This is a genomic window from Streptomyces sp. ACA25, assembly GCF_028200735.1.
GTDB lineage: Bacteria > Actinomycetota > Actinomycetes > Streptomycetales > Streptomycetaceae > Streptomyces.
In genome coordinates this window covers 92,963-107,950 of record NZ_JAQKPV010000007.1, presented here as the reverse complement: position 1 = coordinate 107,950, position 14,988 = coordinate 92,963, and the positions used below count along the sequence as shown (strand labels likewise).

The 14,988-nt window shown below is 70.6% G+C and carries 12 protein-coding genes; 4 read left to right on the top strand and 8 right to left on the bottom strand.

Annotated elements, in window-relative coordinates; translation table 11 throughout:
* Window positions 1-83: 83 nt before the first annotated feature.
* On the top strand, window positions 84-1,736 hold the full coding sequence (gene pgi, locus PJ985_RS13070; protein WP_271683878.1) for a glucose-6-phosphate isomerase: 1,653 nt from the start codon (window positions 84-86) through the stop codon (window positions 1,734-1,736).
* A 63-nt stretch (window positions 1,737-1,799) separates the two neighbouring features.
* Here the strand turns inward: pgi and pgl are convergent, their stop codons facing one another.
* The 5 genes from pgl to tkt are packed head-to-tail and all read right to left on the bottom strand — an operon-like array spanning window position 1,800 to window position 8,382.
* Window positions 1,800-2,594, bottom strand: a complete 795-nt coding sequence (gene pgl, locus PJ985_RS13065; RefSeq protein ID WP_271683877.1) for a 6-phosphogluconolactonase — start codon at window positions 2,592-2,594, stop codon at window positions 1,800-1,802.
* Entirely contained in the window at window positions 2,591-3,607 is a 1,017-nt protein-coding gene (opcA, locus tag PJ985_RS13060; protein WP_271683876.1) for a glucose-6-phosphate dehydrogenase assembly protein OpcA, read from the bottom strand. Before opcA ends, pgl begins: the two co-directional genes overlap by 4 nt.
* Window positions 3,604-5,154, bottom strand: coding sequence for a glucose-6-phosphate dehydrogenase (zwf, locus tag PJ985_RS13055; RefSeq protein WP_443033485.1), 1,551 nt, complete (start codon window positions 5,152-5,154; stop codon window positions 3,604-3,606). The genes opcA and zwf overlap by 4 nt, the downstream gene beginning before the upstream one ends.
* Entirely contained in the window at window positions 5,151-6,269 is a 1,119-nt protein-coding gene (gene tal / locus PJ985_RS13050; RefSeq protein ID WP_271683874.1) for a transaldolase, read from the bottom strand. Before tal ends, zwf begins: the two co-directional genes overlap by 4 nt.
* Window positions 6,270-6,303: 34 nt before the next feature.
* Window positions 6,304-8,382 carry a transketolase gene (gene tkt / locus PJ985_RS13045; protein WP_271683873.1) on the bottom strand — a complete coding sequence of 693 codons (2,079 nt, stop codon included), beginning with the start codon at window positions 8,380-8,382 and terminating at the stop codon, window positions 6,304-6,306.
* A gap of 367 nt (window positions 8,383-8,749) precedes the next feature.
* Here tkt and PJ985_RS13040 point away from each other — a divergent pair, with 367 nt between their 5' ends.
* Both PJ985_RS13040 and PJ985_RS13035 read left to right on the top strand, forming a co-directional pair.
* Window positions 8,750-9,691: a heme o synthase gene (locus PJ985_RS13040; RefSeq protein WP_443033476.1), complete on the top strand. Its 942-nt coding sequence runs from the start codon at window positions 8,750-8,752 to the stop codon at window positions 9,689-9,691.
* Between the two features lie 71 nt (window positions 9,692-9,762).
* Window positions 9,763-10,104 (top strand): hypothetical protein, encoded by a 342-nt coding sequence (locus tag PJ985_RS13035; RefSeq protein WP_271683872.1) that lies wholly within the window; start codon window positions 9,763-9,765, stop codon window positions 10,102-10,104.
* Window positions 10,105-10,214: 110 nt separating this feature from the next.
* On the opposite strand, the gene PJ985_RS13030 is transcribed toward PJ985_RS13035, so the two are convergent.
* The 3 genes from PJ985_RS13030 to PJ985_RS13020 form a co-directional block, all read right to left on the bottom strand.
* Complete coding sequence (locus tag PJ985_RS13030; RefSeq protein ID WP_271683871.1) at window positions 10,215-11,246, bottom strand: COX15/CtaA family protein; 1,032 nt, start codon at window positions 11,244-11,246, stop codon at window positions 10,215-10,217.
* A gap of 65 nt (window positions 11,247-11,311) precedes the next feature.
* A complete protein-coding gene (locus PJ985_RS13025; RefSeq protein WP_271684035.1) occupies window positions 11,312-12,040 on the bottom strand; it encodes an ABC transporter permease in 729 nt (242 codons plus the stop codon).
* 53 nt (window positions 12,041-12,093) lie between these two features.
* Window positions 12,094-13,017, bottom strand: coding sequence for an ABC transporter ATP-binding protein (locus tag PJ985_RS13020; RefSeq protein WP_271683870.1), 924 nt, complete (start codon window positions 13,015-13,017; stop codon window positions 12,094-12,096).
* Between the two features lie 195 nt (window positions 13,018-13,212).
* Here PJ985_RS13020 and PJ985_RS13015 point away from each other — a divergent pair, with 195 nt between their 5' ends.
* Window positions 13,213-14,880 carry a pectate lyase family protein gene (locus PJ985_RS13015; RefSeq protein ID WP_271683869.1) on the top strand — a complete coding sequence of 556 codons (1,668 nt, stop codon included), beginning with the start codon at window positions 13,213-13,215 and terminating at the stop codon, window positions 14,878-14,880.
* Window positions 14,881-14,988: the final 108 nt, after the last annotated feature.

Sequence of the window (14,988 nt, the reverse complement as noted above, 5' to 3'; positions counted from 1 at the left end):
GGGCAGAACCGTGCGCCCGCCGGGTGATCGTCTAGCGTGGTCGTCGGTGATACCGGACGAGCACAGATGGGCTGAAGCGGACGATGAACGCAAGCGAGCGGACCGCGCTGGACCGTATGCCGCAGTGGAGCGAGCTGGCGGAGCACCGCGAACAGCTGGGCTCCGTGCACCTGAGGGACCTGTTCGCGCGGGACGCCGGCCGTGCCGGGCGGTACAGCCTCCGGGCCGGCGACCTTCACCTGGACTACTCCAGGAACCTGATCACCGAGGACACGCTGCGGCTGCTGCGGGAGCTGGCGCTGGCCACGGGCGTTCCCGAGCTGCGGGACGCGATGTTCCGCGGCGAACGCATCAACCTGACCGAGGACCGTGCGGTCCTGCACACCGCGCTGCGCAGCCCGAGCGACGCGGTCATCGAGGCGGACGGGAAGAACGTCGTGCCGGGGGTGCACTCCGTGCTGACCCGGATGCAGGTGTTCTGCGGCCGGGTGCGGTCCGGGGACTGGACCGGTCACACCGGCCGGCGGATCAGGACCGTGGTCAACATCGGCATCGGCGGATCGGACCTGGGCCCGGCCATGGCGTACGAGGCGCTGCGGCCGTACACCGCGCGGGATCTCGACTTCCGCTTCGTGTCCAATGTGGACGGCGCCGACCTGCACGAGGCGCTGCTGGGGCTGGACCCGGCCGAGACGCTGTTCGTGGTGGCGTCCAAGACGTTCACCACCATCGAGACGATCACCAACGCGAAGTCCGCCCGGGACTGGCTGCTGACCGGTCTGGGCGCCGGCCAGGACGCGGTGGCGAAACACTTCGTGGCGGTGTCGACCAATGCGGGTGAGGTCGCCGCGTTCGGTATCGACACCACGAACATGTTCGAGTTCTGGGACTGGGTCGGCGGACGCTACTCCTACGACTCGGCCATCGGCCTCTCCCTGATGATCGCCATCGGACCGGACCGGTTCCGGGAGATGCTGGCCGGCTTCCACCTCATGGACGAGCACTTCCGTGAGGCACCACTGGAGCGGAACGCGCCGATGCTGCTGGGGCTGCTCGGTGTCTGGTACGGGGGGTTCTTCGACGCCCACGCGCACGCGGTGCTGCCCTACAGCCACTACCTCGCCAAGTTCACGGCGTACCTGCAGCAGCTGGACATGGAGTCCAACGGCAAGTCCGTCGACCGGCAGGGCCGGCCGGTCACCTGGCAGACAGGCCCCGTGGTGTGGGGCACCCCGGGCACCAACGGTCAGCACGCGTACTTCCAGCTGCTGCACCAGGGGACGAGGATCGTCCCCGCCGACCTCATCGGCTTCGCCCGGCCGTCCGGCGAGCTCGCACCGGAACTCGCCGCACAGCACGACCTGCTGATGGCCAACCTCTTCGCGCAGGGCCAGGCACTGGCCTTCGGCAGGACCGCCGAGGAGGTCCGCGCCGAGGGCGTCGCCGAGGACCTGGTCCCGCACCGCACGTTCCCGGGCAACCGGCCGACCACCACGGTCCTGGCCCCCGAGCTTTCCCCCTCGGTACTGGGCCAGCTGATCGCCCTGTACGAGCACAAGGTGTTCGTACAGGGCGCGGTGTGGAACATCAACTCCTTCGACCAGTGGGGCGTGGAGCTGGGGAAGGTGCTCGCCAGGCGGATCGAACCGGCCTTGACCGGGGGTGTGGAGGTGCCCGGTCTGGACGCGTCGACCGCCGCGCTGGTGCGGCAGTACCGGGAACTCCGGGGGCGCTGACCTCCGTCCCGTCCCGTGCCGTCCCCCGGCCGCCGGTGCGTACCGGCGGCCGGGGGAGACGGGTCACGCGGTCGGCGGATGGTAGAGGGTGTGGGGGAGCCGGTCGGCGGCCGCGCGGTCCAGCAGCCAGAGAGTGCGGCGGGTGCCGCGTGCCCCGGCTGCCGGGATCTGTACCTCGCCGGCGCCGGCCAGCGCCAGCGCCACGGCCCTCGCCTTGTCCGCGCCGGCAGCCAGCAGCCACACCTCCTGGGCGGCGCGGATCGCCGGCAGGGTGAGGGTGATCCTGGTCGGCGGGGGCTTCGGTGCGCCGTGCACCCCGACGACCGTGCGCTCCGTCTCCCGCACCGCGGGGAGCTCCGGGAAGAGCGACGCCACGTGGGTGTCCGGGCCGACGCCCAGCAGCAGGACGTCGAAGGAGGGGACCGGTCCGTGGGATTGTGAACCCCCGGCCATGGCCGCTCCGGCCAGTGCGGTGGCGTACGCGGCGGCTGCGGCCTCGGGATCCGGACCGTACGGGCCGTCCGAGGCCGGCATGGCCCTGACCCGGGCGGGATCCAGCGGCACCGCGTCCAGCAGCGCCTGCCGGGCCTGCGTGTGGTTGCGCTCCGGATGGCCCTCCGGCAGGAACCGCTCGTCACCCCACCACAGGTCCAGGCGGGACCAGTCGATGGCGTCCCGGGCCGGGGCGTCGGCGAGCGCCGCCAGCAGTGCGTTGCCGTTACGGCCACCGGTCAGCACCACAGAGGCGGAGCCGTTGGTGGCCTGGGCGTCGACGATCCGGGTGAGCAGCCGGGCCGCCGCGGCCCGGGCCATCAGCTCCGGGTCGCGGTGAACCACGAGCTGGGGGGTGCCGGTCACGAGGAGCCCTTCCGTTTCTTCGGCCGCGGAGCGGCCGGTACCGGGGAGTCCGCGGTGGCCGCCGCGGGGACCGGCGTTGTCTCCGGATCCTGGCTCGGCTGCCGCAGACCCAGACGCACCGCCTTGGCGTATGCCTCGTCCGGGTCGAGCCGGCGCAGCTCTTCGGCGATCAGCTCGGCGGTGCCACGCCGGTGCAGGGCGACGTGCCGGTCCGGCTGGCCCGGCACGGCGAGTTTGGCCAGGGCACCGTCCGAGCGGTCCAGGCAGATGTCACCGTCGTCGGTGATCAGCCGGACGGCGGTGATCCCGGGGCCGTCGGAGAGGACCCGCTCGACGGGAACCCCCAGCCGGCCGGCGAGCCACAGGGCCAGCAGTTCGGTGCTCGGGTTGTGCTCCTCGCCCTCGACCACCGCGGACGTGATGCGGGTGAAGCCCTGGTCCAGTGCGGCGGCCAGCATGCTGCGCCAGCCGGTGATCCGGGTCCAGGCGAGATCCGTGTCGCCGGGCGCGTAGACCTCGGCCCGCCGGACGAGAGCGGCCAGCGGGTCCTCGCCGGCAGCCGCGTCGGTGATGCGCCGCTGGGCGAGCGTGCCGAGAAGGTCCTCCGCCGGGTCGGCCGGAGTGTCCTCCGGCCACCAGACGACGACCGGGGCGTCCGGCAGCAGCAGCGGCAGCACCACGCTGTGGGCGTGTGCCGCCAGCTCGCCGTGCAACCGCAGCAGTACCGTCTCGCCGGTGCCGGTCTCCCCGCCGACCCGCACCTCGGCGTCCAGCCGGGCGATGGCCCGGTCCCGAGGCGAACGGCCGGGCCTCCGGACGACGACGAGGATCCGGGAGGGGTGCTCCTTGGAGGCCTCGCTCGCCGCCTTCAGCGCGTCGTAGTGGTTGCCCTCGTCGGTCACGATGACGAGAGTCAGCACCATACCGACGGCCGGGGTGCCGGTCGCCCGTCGCGCCTTCACCAGAGCCGCGTTGATCCGGCTGCTCGTGGTGTCCGTCAGATCGATGTTCATGGCCGCCGCCAGCTCCGTCCGTCCCGCGCGAGCATGTCGTCCGCGGCCCGTGGGCCCCAGGTCCCCGCGGTGTAGGGTTCCGGTCTGCCGTGCCGGGCCCAGTGCCTCTCCACCGGGTCGAGGATCTCCCAGGAGCGCTCGACCTCCTGGTGCCGCGGGAAGAGATTGGCGTCACCGAGCAAGACGTCCAGCAGGAGGCGCTCGTACGCCTCCGGGCTGGACTCGGTGAAGGACTCCCCGTAGGCGAAGTCCATCGTCACGTCCCGGATCTCCATCTGGGTGCCGGGAACTTTGGAGCCGAACCGGATGGTCACTCCTTCGTCGGGCTGCACCCGGATCACCAGGGCGTTGTTGTTCAGCTCTTCGGTATGGGTGGCGTCGAAGGGGGAGTACGGGGCCCGCTGGAAAACCACCGCGATCTCCGTGACCCGGCGGCCGAGCCGCTTGCCGGTGCGCAGGTAGAACGGCACGCCCGCCCAGCGGCGGTTGTCGATCTCCAGCTTCAGCGCCGCGTAGGTGTCGGTGACCGAGTGCGGGCTGATGCCCTCCTCCTCCAGATAGCCGGGCACCCGGCGCCCGCCCTGCCAGCCACCGGTGTACTGGCCCCGCACGGTGTGCAGGCCCAGTTCCTTCGGCAGCCGGACGGAGTTGAGGACCTTGAGCTTCTCGGTCACCAGCGCTTTGGCCCCGAAGGAGGCGGGCTCCTCCATCGCGGTCAGCGCGAGCAGCTGCAGGAGGTGGTTCTGGATGACATCCCGGGCGGACCCGATGCCGTCGTAGTAACCGGCCCGGCCGCCGATACCGATGTCCTCGGCCATCGTGATCTGCACGTGGTCGACGTAGCTGCGGTTCCACAACGGCTCGAACATCGTGTTCGCGAAGCGCAGCGCCAGGATGTTCTGGACCGTCTCCTTACCGAGGTAGTGATCGATCCGGAAGACTTCCTGATTGGGGAAGACCCCGTGCACGATCCGGTTCAGCTCCTGGGCGGACTCCAGGTCGTGCCCGAACGGCTTCTCGATGACGGCGCGCCGCCAGCTGCTGCCCTGCCCCTGCGACAGGCTGTGCTTCTTCAGCTGCCGCACCACGGTCGGGAAGAACTTGGGTGGGACGGAGAGGTAGAAGGCGAAGTTGCCGCCGGTGCCCCGCTCCTTGTCCAGTTGCTCGATGGTCGCCTTCAGGTTCTCGAAGGCCTGGTCGTCGTCGAAGACGCCGGAGACGAAGCGCATGCCCTGGGCGAGCTGGCTCCACACCTCCTCACGGAAGGGGGTGCGGGCGTACTGCTTCACCGCGTCGTGCACCACCTGCGTGAAGTCCTCGTCGGCCCAGTCCCGGCGGGCGAACCCGATCAGGGAGAAGCCCGGCGGCAACAGGCCGCGGTTGGCCAGGTCGTAGACCGCCGGCATCAGTTTCTTGCGGGACAGGTCTCCCGTGACGCCGAAAATGACCAGTCCCGACGGCCCCGCGATCCGCGGGAGCCGCCGGTCCTGGGCGTCACGCAGCGGGTTGGTGGGTGCTGCGCTCTCGCTTTCCACCGTGCGTCTCAGCCTTCCTCGGGCGCGAGCCGTTCGAGCTCTGCCTGCGTGGAGGCGAGCAGTTCGGTCCAGGCGGTCTCGAACTTCTCGATGCCCTCGTCCTCCAGGAGCTGGACCACCTCGTCGTAGGAGATGCCGAGCTTCTCCAGCGCGTCCAGGTCGGCCCGGGCCTGGATGTAGGTGCCGCGGACCGTGTCGCCGGTGACCCGGCCGTGGTCCCCGGTGGCCTCCAGTGTGGCCTCCGGCATCGTGTTCACGGTGTTCGGGGCGACCAGTTCGGTGACGTAGAGGGTGTCCGGATAGGCCGGGTCCTTCACCCCGGTCGACGCCCACAGCGGGCGTTGCGCGTTGGCCTGGGCTCCGGCCAGCGCCGTCCAGCGGTCGGAGGCGATCACCTCTTCGTACGCCTGGTAAGCGAGACGGGCGTTGGCCAGCGCGGCCTTTCCGCGCAGCGCAGCGGCCTCCTCGGTGCCCAGGGCGTCGAGCCGCTTGTCGATCTCGGCGTCCACCCGGGAGACGAAGAAGGAGGCCACCGAGTGGATGGTACTGAGGTCCATCCCCTTGTCCTTGGCCTGCTCCAGGCCCGTCAGGTAGGCGTCCATCACTTCCCGGTAGCGCTCCAGCGAGAAGATCAGCGTGACGTTCACGCTGATGCCACGGGCGATGGTCTCGGTGATGGCGGGCAGGCCGGCCCGCGTGGCCGGGATCTTGATCAGCGTGTTGGGCCGCTCCACCAGCCAGGCCAGCTGCTTGGCCTCCGCGACGGTCGCGTCCGTCCGGTGCGCCATGCGGGGGTCCACCTCGATGGACACCCGGCCGTCCCGGCCGCCGGTGGCTTCGAAGACCGGGCGTAGCACATCACAGGCGTCCCGGACATCGGCCGTGGTGATCATGCGCACGGCCTCCTCCACGGTGACGCCACGGACGGCCAGGTCGGTGAGCTGCTGCTCGTAGCCGTCACCCGCGGAGATCGCCTTCTGGAAGATCGCCGGGTTGGTCGTGACGCCCACCACGTTCTGCTGGTCGAGCAGTTCGCTGAGATTGCCGGACGTGATGCGCTTGCGCGACAGGTCGTCCAGCCAGATCGCGACACCCTCCTCGGAGAGGCGCTCGAGTGCGTCGGTCATGGAATTCGCATCTCCTGCTCGTACGGGTACGGATTCAGCGCTCGGCAGCGGCCAGGGATTCCCGGGCTGCCTGTGCGACGGCCTCGGCGGTGAGGCCGAACTCGCGGTACAGGGTCACGTGGTCCGCGGAGGCACCGAAGTGCTCCAGGGAGACCACCCGGCCGGTGTCGCCGGTGAACCGGTACCAGGACATCCCCACGCCGGCCTCGACGGCGACCCGGGCCCGGACACCGGGCGTCAGTACACCGTCCCGGTAGGCCTGGTCCTGCTCGTCGAACCATTCCACGCAGGGCATGGACACCACACGCACCGGCACGCCCTCGGCCTGCAGCTGTTCGCGCGCCGCGAGGGCCAGCTGCACCTCGGAGCCGGTGCCGATCAGGATCACCCGGGCCGGGCCGCCCTCGGCCTCTGCCGCGACGTAGCCGCCCTTGGCGGCGTTCTCGTCGGCCGCCAGCACCGGAACGTTCTGCCGGGTGAGGGCAAGACCGTGCGGGGCCGGGCGGGTGGTGTGCCGCTTGAGGATCTCCCGCCAGGCGATGACGGTCTCGTTGGCGTCGGCCGGCCGGACCATGTTCAGCCCGGGGATGGCACGCAGCGCGGACAGGTGCTCGATCGGCTGGTGGGTCGGTCCGTCCTCGCCCAGGCCGATCGAGTCGTGCGTCCACACGTAGGTGACGGGGGCCTGCATGAGCGCGGCGAGCCGCACCGCCGGGCGCATGTAGTCGGAGAACACCAGGAAGGTGCCGCCGTAGATGCGGGTGTTGCCGTGCAGCGCGATGCCGTTCATGGCCGCGCCCATGGCGTGCTCGCGGATGCCGAAGTGCACGGTGCGGCCGTACGGGTCGGCCGTCGGCAGCGGGTTGCCGGCCGGCAGGAACGACGAGGACGCGTCGATGGTGGTGTTGTTGGAGCCGGCGAGGTCGGCGGAGCCGCCCCACAGCTCCGGGATCACCGCGCCGAGGTCCTTCAGGACCTGCCCGGAAGCCTTCCGGGTCGCCACCTGGGTGCCGGCCTCGAACTGGGGGAGGGCCTTCTCCCAGCCCTCCGGCAGTTCCCCGGCCCGGATCCGGTCGTACTCCGCGGCGCGCTCGGGGTTCGCCGACCGCCAGGCAGCCAGCCGCTCCTCCCATGCGGCGCGGGCCGTCCGCCCGCGCTCCACGGCCTGCCGGGAGTGTCCGAGGATCTGGTCCTCCACCGCGAAGTGGCGCTCGGGATCGAAGCCGAGCAGCTCCTTGGTGGCGGCCACTTCCTCGGGGCCCAGCGCGGAGCCGTGCGAGGCCTCGGTGTTCTTGGCGTTCGGGGCCGGCCAGGCGATGATCGAGCGGGCGGCGATGATCGACGGGCGCCCGGTCTCGGCCTGTGCCGCCCGGAACGCCTCGTACAGGGCCTCCGGGTCGAGGTCACCGTCGGCGCTCGGTGCCACGCGCTGGACGTGCCAGCCGTATGCCTCGTACCGGCCCAGCACGTCCTCGGAGACGGCGGCCTCGGTGTCGCCCTCGATGGAGATGTGGTTGTCGTCCCACAGCAGGACCAGGTTCCCCAGCTTCTGGTGCCCGGCCAGCGAGGCGGCCTCGGAGGCCACGCCCTCCTGGAGGCAGCCGTCGCCGGCGAACGTCCAGATCGTGTGGTCGAACGGGGAGGTGCCCGGTGCCGCGTCGGGGTCGAACAGGCCACGCTCGTAGCGGGCGGCCATGGCCATGCCCACCGCGTTGCCGATGCCCTGGCCGAGCGGGCCGGTGGTGGTCTCCACCCCGACGGTGTGACCGTGCTCAGGGTGGCCGGGAGTCCGGCTGCCCCAGGTGCGGAAGGCCTTCAGGTCGTCCAGCTCCAGGCCGTACCCGGCCAGGTACAGCTGGATGTACAGCGTGAGACTGGTGTGACCGACGGACAGCACGAAGCGGTCCCGGCCCGCCCAGTCGGCATCCGAGGGATCGTGCCGCATGAGCTTCTGGAACACGAGGTAGGCGGCGGGCGCCAGACTCATGGCCGTGCCGGGATGGCCGTTTCCGACCTTCTGCACGGAGTCCATGGCGAGGACGCGGACGGTGTCGACGGCCCGCCGGTCCAGGTCGGTCCAGTCGAGGTCTGAGGTGGTCGGCTTGCTGCTCACCCTGCGTCAGGGCTCCTCTCCGCGGTGACTATGGCCAGGTGACGAGCGCCCTCCCGCCAGAGGTGACGGGAGACCCACCGGGCGCTGCCGAGCCTACCGCCGTACGGTGGAAGACCTGGTCGGGTGTTCGCGCAGTGGTCATCCGTTCCGGCCACCCTGCCGGAGCGGTACCGGACGGTCACCCCGGGGCAGTGGACCGACACGGCCACCCCGCCGCCAAGCGGGGTAAGTCGGACGTCTACAGTGACGGGGAACGTGCGAGCTCCCGCCGGCGCCTCACGCCCGTACCACACGGGCCAGGGCCGGGCCGGAGCCCGCTTCTCCGCCCGCAGCGCAAGCCGCTGATGTCGCACATTCTGGGGTGTCCGTGACGGCCGTCGATTCCCGTCCCGTGGAGGAACTCGCTGCGGGTTCCGGCTCTTGGTCGCCGGGAGCCAGGGTCAAGGCGTTCATCGCTCTGACGAAGCCCCGCATCATCGAGCTGTTGTTGATCACCACGGTCCCGGTGATGTTCCTCGCCGCGCAGGGCGTGCCCGACCTGTGGCTGGTGCTCGCCACCTGCCTCGGCGGGTACCTTTCGGCAGGCGGCGCCAACGCGCTGAACATGTACCTCGACCGGGACATCGACGCGCTGATGCACCGCACGGAGAACCGCCCGCTGGTCACCGGCGTCGTGAGTCCGGCGGAGTGCCTGGTGTTCGGCGTCACTCTCGCGGTCGGGTCCACGCTCTGGTTCGGCCTGCTGGTCAACTGGCTGTCGGCCGCACTGGCCCTCGGCGCGCTGCTGTTCTACGTCGTCGTCTACACGATGCTGCTCAAGCGGCGCACCTCACAGAACATCGTCTGGGGCGGCATTGCCGGGTGCATGCCGGTGCTGATCGGCTGGTCCGCCGTCACCAACTCGGTGTCCTGGGCCGCGGTCGTTCTCTTCCTCGTCATCTTCTTCTGGACGCCGCCGCACTATTGGCCGCTGTCCATGAAGGTCCGGGACGACTACGCCCGGGTCGGTGTGCCGATGCTCCCGGTCGTGGCCGGAAACCGGGTGGTGGCCCGGCAGATCGTCCTCTACAGCTGGGTGATGGTCGCCGTGTCCCTGGCCCTGTGGCCGCTGGGGTATGTCGGCTGGTTCTACCCGCTGGTGGCCGGTGCGGCCGGTGCCTGGTGGCTCTGGGAGGCGCACGCCCTGAGCGCCCGTGCCAAGGCGGGCGCCACCGGCGCCAAGCTCAAGGAGATGCGGCTCTTCCACTGGTCGATCACCTACGTCTCGTTGCTCTTCCTCGCCGTCGCGATCGACCCGTTCCTCCGCTGACCGGCCCCCGCCCGGGGTGGCAACCGGCGGGCGCCATGGCCTCCGCGATTACCTCTCGGTAGCATCGGGGGATGGACGACACGACGCAGCAGCCGGCGGACCGCGGGGCCCAGCGGGAGACGGCCCGGCTGACAAAGCACATCCGCTCCTTCACCGCCGCGCACGGGGGCGGCGCCGAGGGCCACCTCTCCTATCTCGGCGCCCGGGGCTACCGCCTGGTGCTGGTGGGCACGGACGGCGAGTGGGGCGACCTGGTGGCCGCCCGCCGGGAAGCGGCGGAGAGCGCCGCCGAACAGGCCGGCGTCACCCTGCACGACACCTTCGACGGCGAACTGGCGGCACGGGTGCGCACCGGGCCCTACGAGTGGTCCCGCATGGCCGGGATCCAGGTGGGCGGCCCCAGCAACACCTGAGGGTGGTCAGGGGGCCGGGGCCGGGGCACGCACCTCTCCGGGCGGGGCGCGCCAAGCCCTCGGCACGGCAGGGGGTGCTCCGGGGCCCGGGCCGGCCGTGGCCCGCCGGGTTACGGCCGGGACGAGCCGACCAGCGAGGCCCGGTCCGGTCGGCCTGCCGCGGGCTCCGGGTCCGCGCCCGCGGGCGGCCCGGTGTCCTCCGTCCCCGGAACCGGTCCGCGCCCGCGCAACGACAGCAGCAGCCGCACCATCGCGACCCACACCAGCACCGAGCCCAGCATGTGCAGGCCGACCAGCACCTCCGGCACCTGAAGGAAGTACTGCGCGTAGCCGATCACGCCCTGGGACATCAGCAGCAGGAAGAGGTCCCGGGTGCGGGCCCGCGGCCCCCGGGGGGCGTCGACCAGCCGCAGCAGCGCCCATACCGCCAGGGTTCCCAGGACGGCCATCCAGGCCAGCGCGGCGTGCACCTGGCTGATGCGTTCCCAGTCGAACGGCATCCGGGCGATCTCGCCGGGGTCTCCGGCATGCGGGCCGGTGCCGGTCACCGCGGTGCCGGCCACGATCAGCGCCGCGTTCACCACGGCCAGCGCGGCCACCGCTCTGCGGACCGGCACGCCGGCCAGTGGCCGCGGCGGTGAGTCGCCCTCGCGGCTGCGCTGCCAGGTCACTGCCGCGACCGTGATCAGCGTGGTGGCAAGCAGGAAATGAGCGGCGACGATGTACGGGTTGAGGCCGGTGAGCACGGTGATCCCGCCGAGTACCGCGTTGCCCATGACGATCCAGAACTGCGCCCAGGCCAGCCGGGTCAGTCCGGGACGGCCCGGTCTTGCCGACCGGGCGGCGACGATGACCCAGCCGACGGCGGCGCACAGCACATAGGTGAGCATCCGGTTGCCGAACTCGATGACCCCGTGCACGCCCATCTCGGAGGTGACCACCAGGCTGTCGCCCGTGCACTTGGGCCAGGTGTCGCATCCGAGACCGGAGCCGGTGAGCCGGACCGCACCGCCGGTCACCACGATGACGAGACTCATCACCAGTGCGGTGAGCGCGGCACGCTGCACCGTCCGCGGATCCGGGGTCCAGCGCTGGGCGACGTGAGCGAGCGGGTTTCGCGCGGCTTCGAGCAGTTTCGGCACCCCGCCATGGTAGGCGGGCGCCAGGGTGTGCCCGCACAGGGGGACACCCGGTCCTACGGCCGGCATTACTCCCAGCGGAAGAAGCGGGCGGCCGCGGTGAGGCCGGCCGCGGCCCACGCGACCAGCACCGCGACGCTGCCCCAGGGGAGCCCGGCACCGTGCTGCAGCACCTCCCGCAGCCCCTCCGAGAGCGCCGCCATCGGCAGCAGCTCCAGGACGGCCCGGACCGGATCGGGGAAATTCTCCAGCGGGATGATCACGCCGCCGCCGAGCAGCAGCAGCAGGAACACCAGGTTGGCGGCTGCGAGCGTCGCCTCCGCGCGCAGCGTGCCCGCCATGAGCAGGCCCAGCCCGGAGAAGGCCGCGGTGCCCAGCAGCATCAGCAGGGCGGCGGTCGCCGGGCTGCCCTGCGGGGACCAGCCCAGTGCCAGCGCCACCACCGTCAGCAGCAGGGTCTGGAGCACCACGGTGACCAGTACGGCGCAGGACTTCCCGGTGAGCAGGGCCCAGCGTGGCAGCGGCGAGGCACCGAGCCGTTTCAGCACCCCGTAGCGGCGCTCGAAGCCGGTGGCGATGGCCTGCCCGGTGAACGCGGTGGACAGCACGGCCAGGGCCAGGATTCCGGGGGTGAGGAAGTCCACCCGCTCACCGTCCCCGGCGGCGTTCCCCGTATCAATGAGGTCGACCGTGCTGAAGACCACGAGCAGCAGGGTCGGGATGACGGCCGTCAGCAGCAGCTGCTCGCCGTGCCGGAGCAGCATCCGGGTCTCCAGCAGGGCCTGTGCCGCGATCATGCGGGGGAGCGGTGCTGCTCCGGGCCGCGGCCGGTGCGTTCCCTGACTGCTGCTCACGGCCGGAGCTCCTTGCCGGTCAGGTCGAGGAAGACGTCCTCGAGGGTGTGCCGCCGGGTGGTGATCCGGTCCGGCATGACGCTGTACTGGGCACACCAGGCGGTGACGCAGGCCAGCATCCGCGGGCCGACGTCCCCGGTGACCCGGTACACGCCGGGCGAGGTCTCGGTCACCTCGCTGCCCGCGGGGAGCGAGGCACGGAGCCGGCTGAGATCGAGATCTGCCCTGCCGGTGAACTGCAGGCTGTCCTCACCTCCGCGGCACAGCTCCTCGGGGGTGCCCTGGGCAACGACCCGGCCGGCGTCGATCACCGCGACCTCGTCGGCCAGCTCCTCGGCCTCATCCATGAAATGCGTGGTCAGCACCACGGTGACGCCGTCCGCGCGGAGCTCCCGGATCAGGTCCCAGGCGGCCCGCCGGGCCTGCGGGTCCAGGCCCGCGGTCGGCTCGTCGAGGAACACCAGCTCGGGGCGGCCCACGACGGCGAGTGCGAGTGCGAGGCGCTGCTGCTGACCGCCGGACAGCCGGCGGTAGGGAGTGCGGCCGCAGGAGCCGAGCCCGAGCCGCTCGCTGAGGGCCGTGGTGTCCAGCGGGTGGGCGTACAGCTTCGCCAGGTGACCGAGCATCTCGGCGGCCCGGGCCCCGGGGTAGATCCCGCCGCTCTGCAGCATCACGCCGATCCGGCGGCGCAGCTCGCCGCCCTGGACCACCGGGTCGAGCCCGAGTACCCGCACCCGGCCGGCGTCCGGGCGCCGGTAGCCCTCGCACGCTTCGACGGTGGTCGTCTTGCCCGCACCGTTGGGTCCGAGCACCGCCGTGACTGTGCCCCGGCCGACAGTCAGGTCCAGACCGTTCACCGCGGTGGTGCGGCCGTACCGTTTCACCAGCCCGGTGATCTCCACGGCCGCTTCCCTGTGCATGCGGCGAGTCTACGGGCGTCATCCGCCCGGTCAGTGACCGGGGGCGGCGGACGCCTGCGTTCCGCTCCTTGACATGTAAACGTCACGCAACGACGATGATGCTGCAACCGATTGCCGTCAGTGGCTCACAGCCAGGAGGTGAGGTGTGCCGGTCCTTCTTCCGTCCGTTATTTCCCTCTGGAGAGGACGACTCCCATGCTAAGAAAGCGCAAATCCGTCACCCGTCTGGGTGCTGCTCTGGTCAGTGCATTCGCCTTGGTGCTGGGACTTTGGGTGGCATACCCGCAGTCCGTGCAGGCATCGGAAACCGCCTTCAGTGACGATTTCTCCGGGGGTGCCGGATCCTGGACGACGCACGGCGGGAGCTGGAACGTCATATCCGGCCCGGCGTATCAGCAGTCCGTCGGCGACCGCAACGCGCGTGCGTTCGCCGGCGACAGTGACTGGACCGACGCGGTGGTCGAAGCCAGCGTACGGCCGCAGTCCGGAACCGGCAGCAGTTTCTCCGCACTCCTGGGCCGGGTCCAGGGAGATGAGAGTTACTACTACCTTGCGCTGCGCAACAACGGGACGTTCGAGATCAACAAGCTGGTCGACGGTTCCCGGACCGAACTCGCCTCCACCGCGTTCGGTGTGCGGCACGGATCCGACTACGACCTGCGGCTGGAGATGACCGGGAACCGTATCACCGGGTCCGTCAACGGCCAGGAGCTGCTGACCGCCACGGACGGTGAGTTCGGGTCCGGCCGTATCGGTCTGAAGACCTTCAACGCCACCGCGGACTTCCGGGCCGTCTCGGTGCAACTGCCCGGAGGCGGCGGTGCGGACCCGTCGGACCCGGGTGACGGCGACGACCCGGGGAGCGTCGACCCGCCGACCGGTGACTCCCCGCTAGGCTACGCCGCCATGAACGGCGGCACCACCGGCGGATTCGGCGGCAGCCCGGTCAACGTGTACCGGCTGAGCGAGTTCAGCAACCCGGCCGACGCCATGTACGACCTGCTCTACGAGCACATCCGCAAACCCGGTGAGGGCCTGGTCATCTACGTCGACACCAAGGTCAGCGAGGCGACCTTCAGCCGCAGCAAGTTCGACGTGAAGGACGTCTCCCACGTGTCCGTCCTCGGCACCGGCAACGGCGGCGAGATCGAGGGCATCGGCTTCACCGTGTCCCGGGCGGACAACATCGTCTTCCGGAACCTGGAGATCCACCACGTCCGGCAGGGTGAGGGCACCGCGATCGAGGTGACCAACAACAGCCACAACGTGTGGATCGACCACAACGAGTTCTACAGCGAGCGGGAGAACGCCCCCAACAAGGACTACTACGACGGCCTCGTCGACATCAAGCGCAACGCCGAATACGTCACCGTGTCCTGGAACTACTTCCACGATCACTGGAAGACGATGCTGCTGGGGCACACCGACAACGAAAGCCTCAAGCCGGACAGGGTGACCTACCACCACAACTGGTTCCGGAATGTGAACTCACGGATTCCGCTCATCCGGTACGCCGATGTGCACATGATGAACAACCTGTTCCAGGATGTCACCGGTTCGGCCGTCAACGCCCGAATGGGTGCCCGCGTGATGGTGGAGGGGAACTACTTCCTGAACGTCGGAAGCGGCGAGACGGACACGCATGCCGGTTATCCGGAAGGCCCGGTCGGCTGGTTCTACGGAAGCTCGCAGACCGGCTACTGGAATCTACAGAACAACACCTACCAGAACTCTCCGCACGAGCATCTGTCGTCCACCACGAGCTTCACGCCCCCGTACTCCTACCAGGTGGACAGCCCGGAGGTCGCCAGGTCCCGGGTCGAGCAGTACTCCGGGGTCGGCGTGATCGACATCAACCCCTGACGGAATCCCCCGCCGGAACTCCTTGCCGGCGCTCCGGAGCACTCGTCCGGAACCGCACGGAAAAGCCCGGCCCGGCACGGATCCGCGAGGATTCGACCGGGCCGGGCC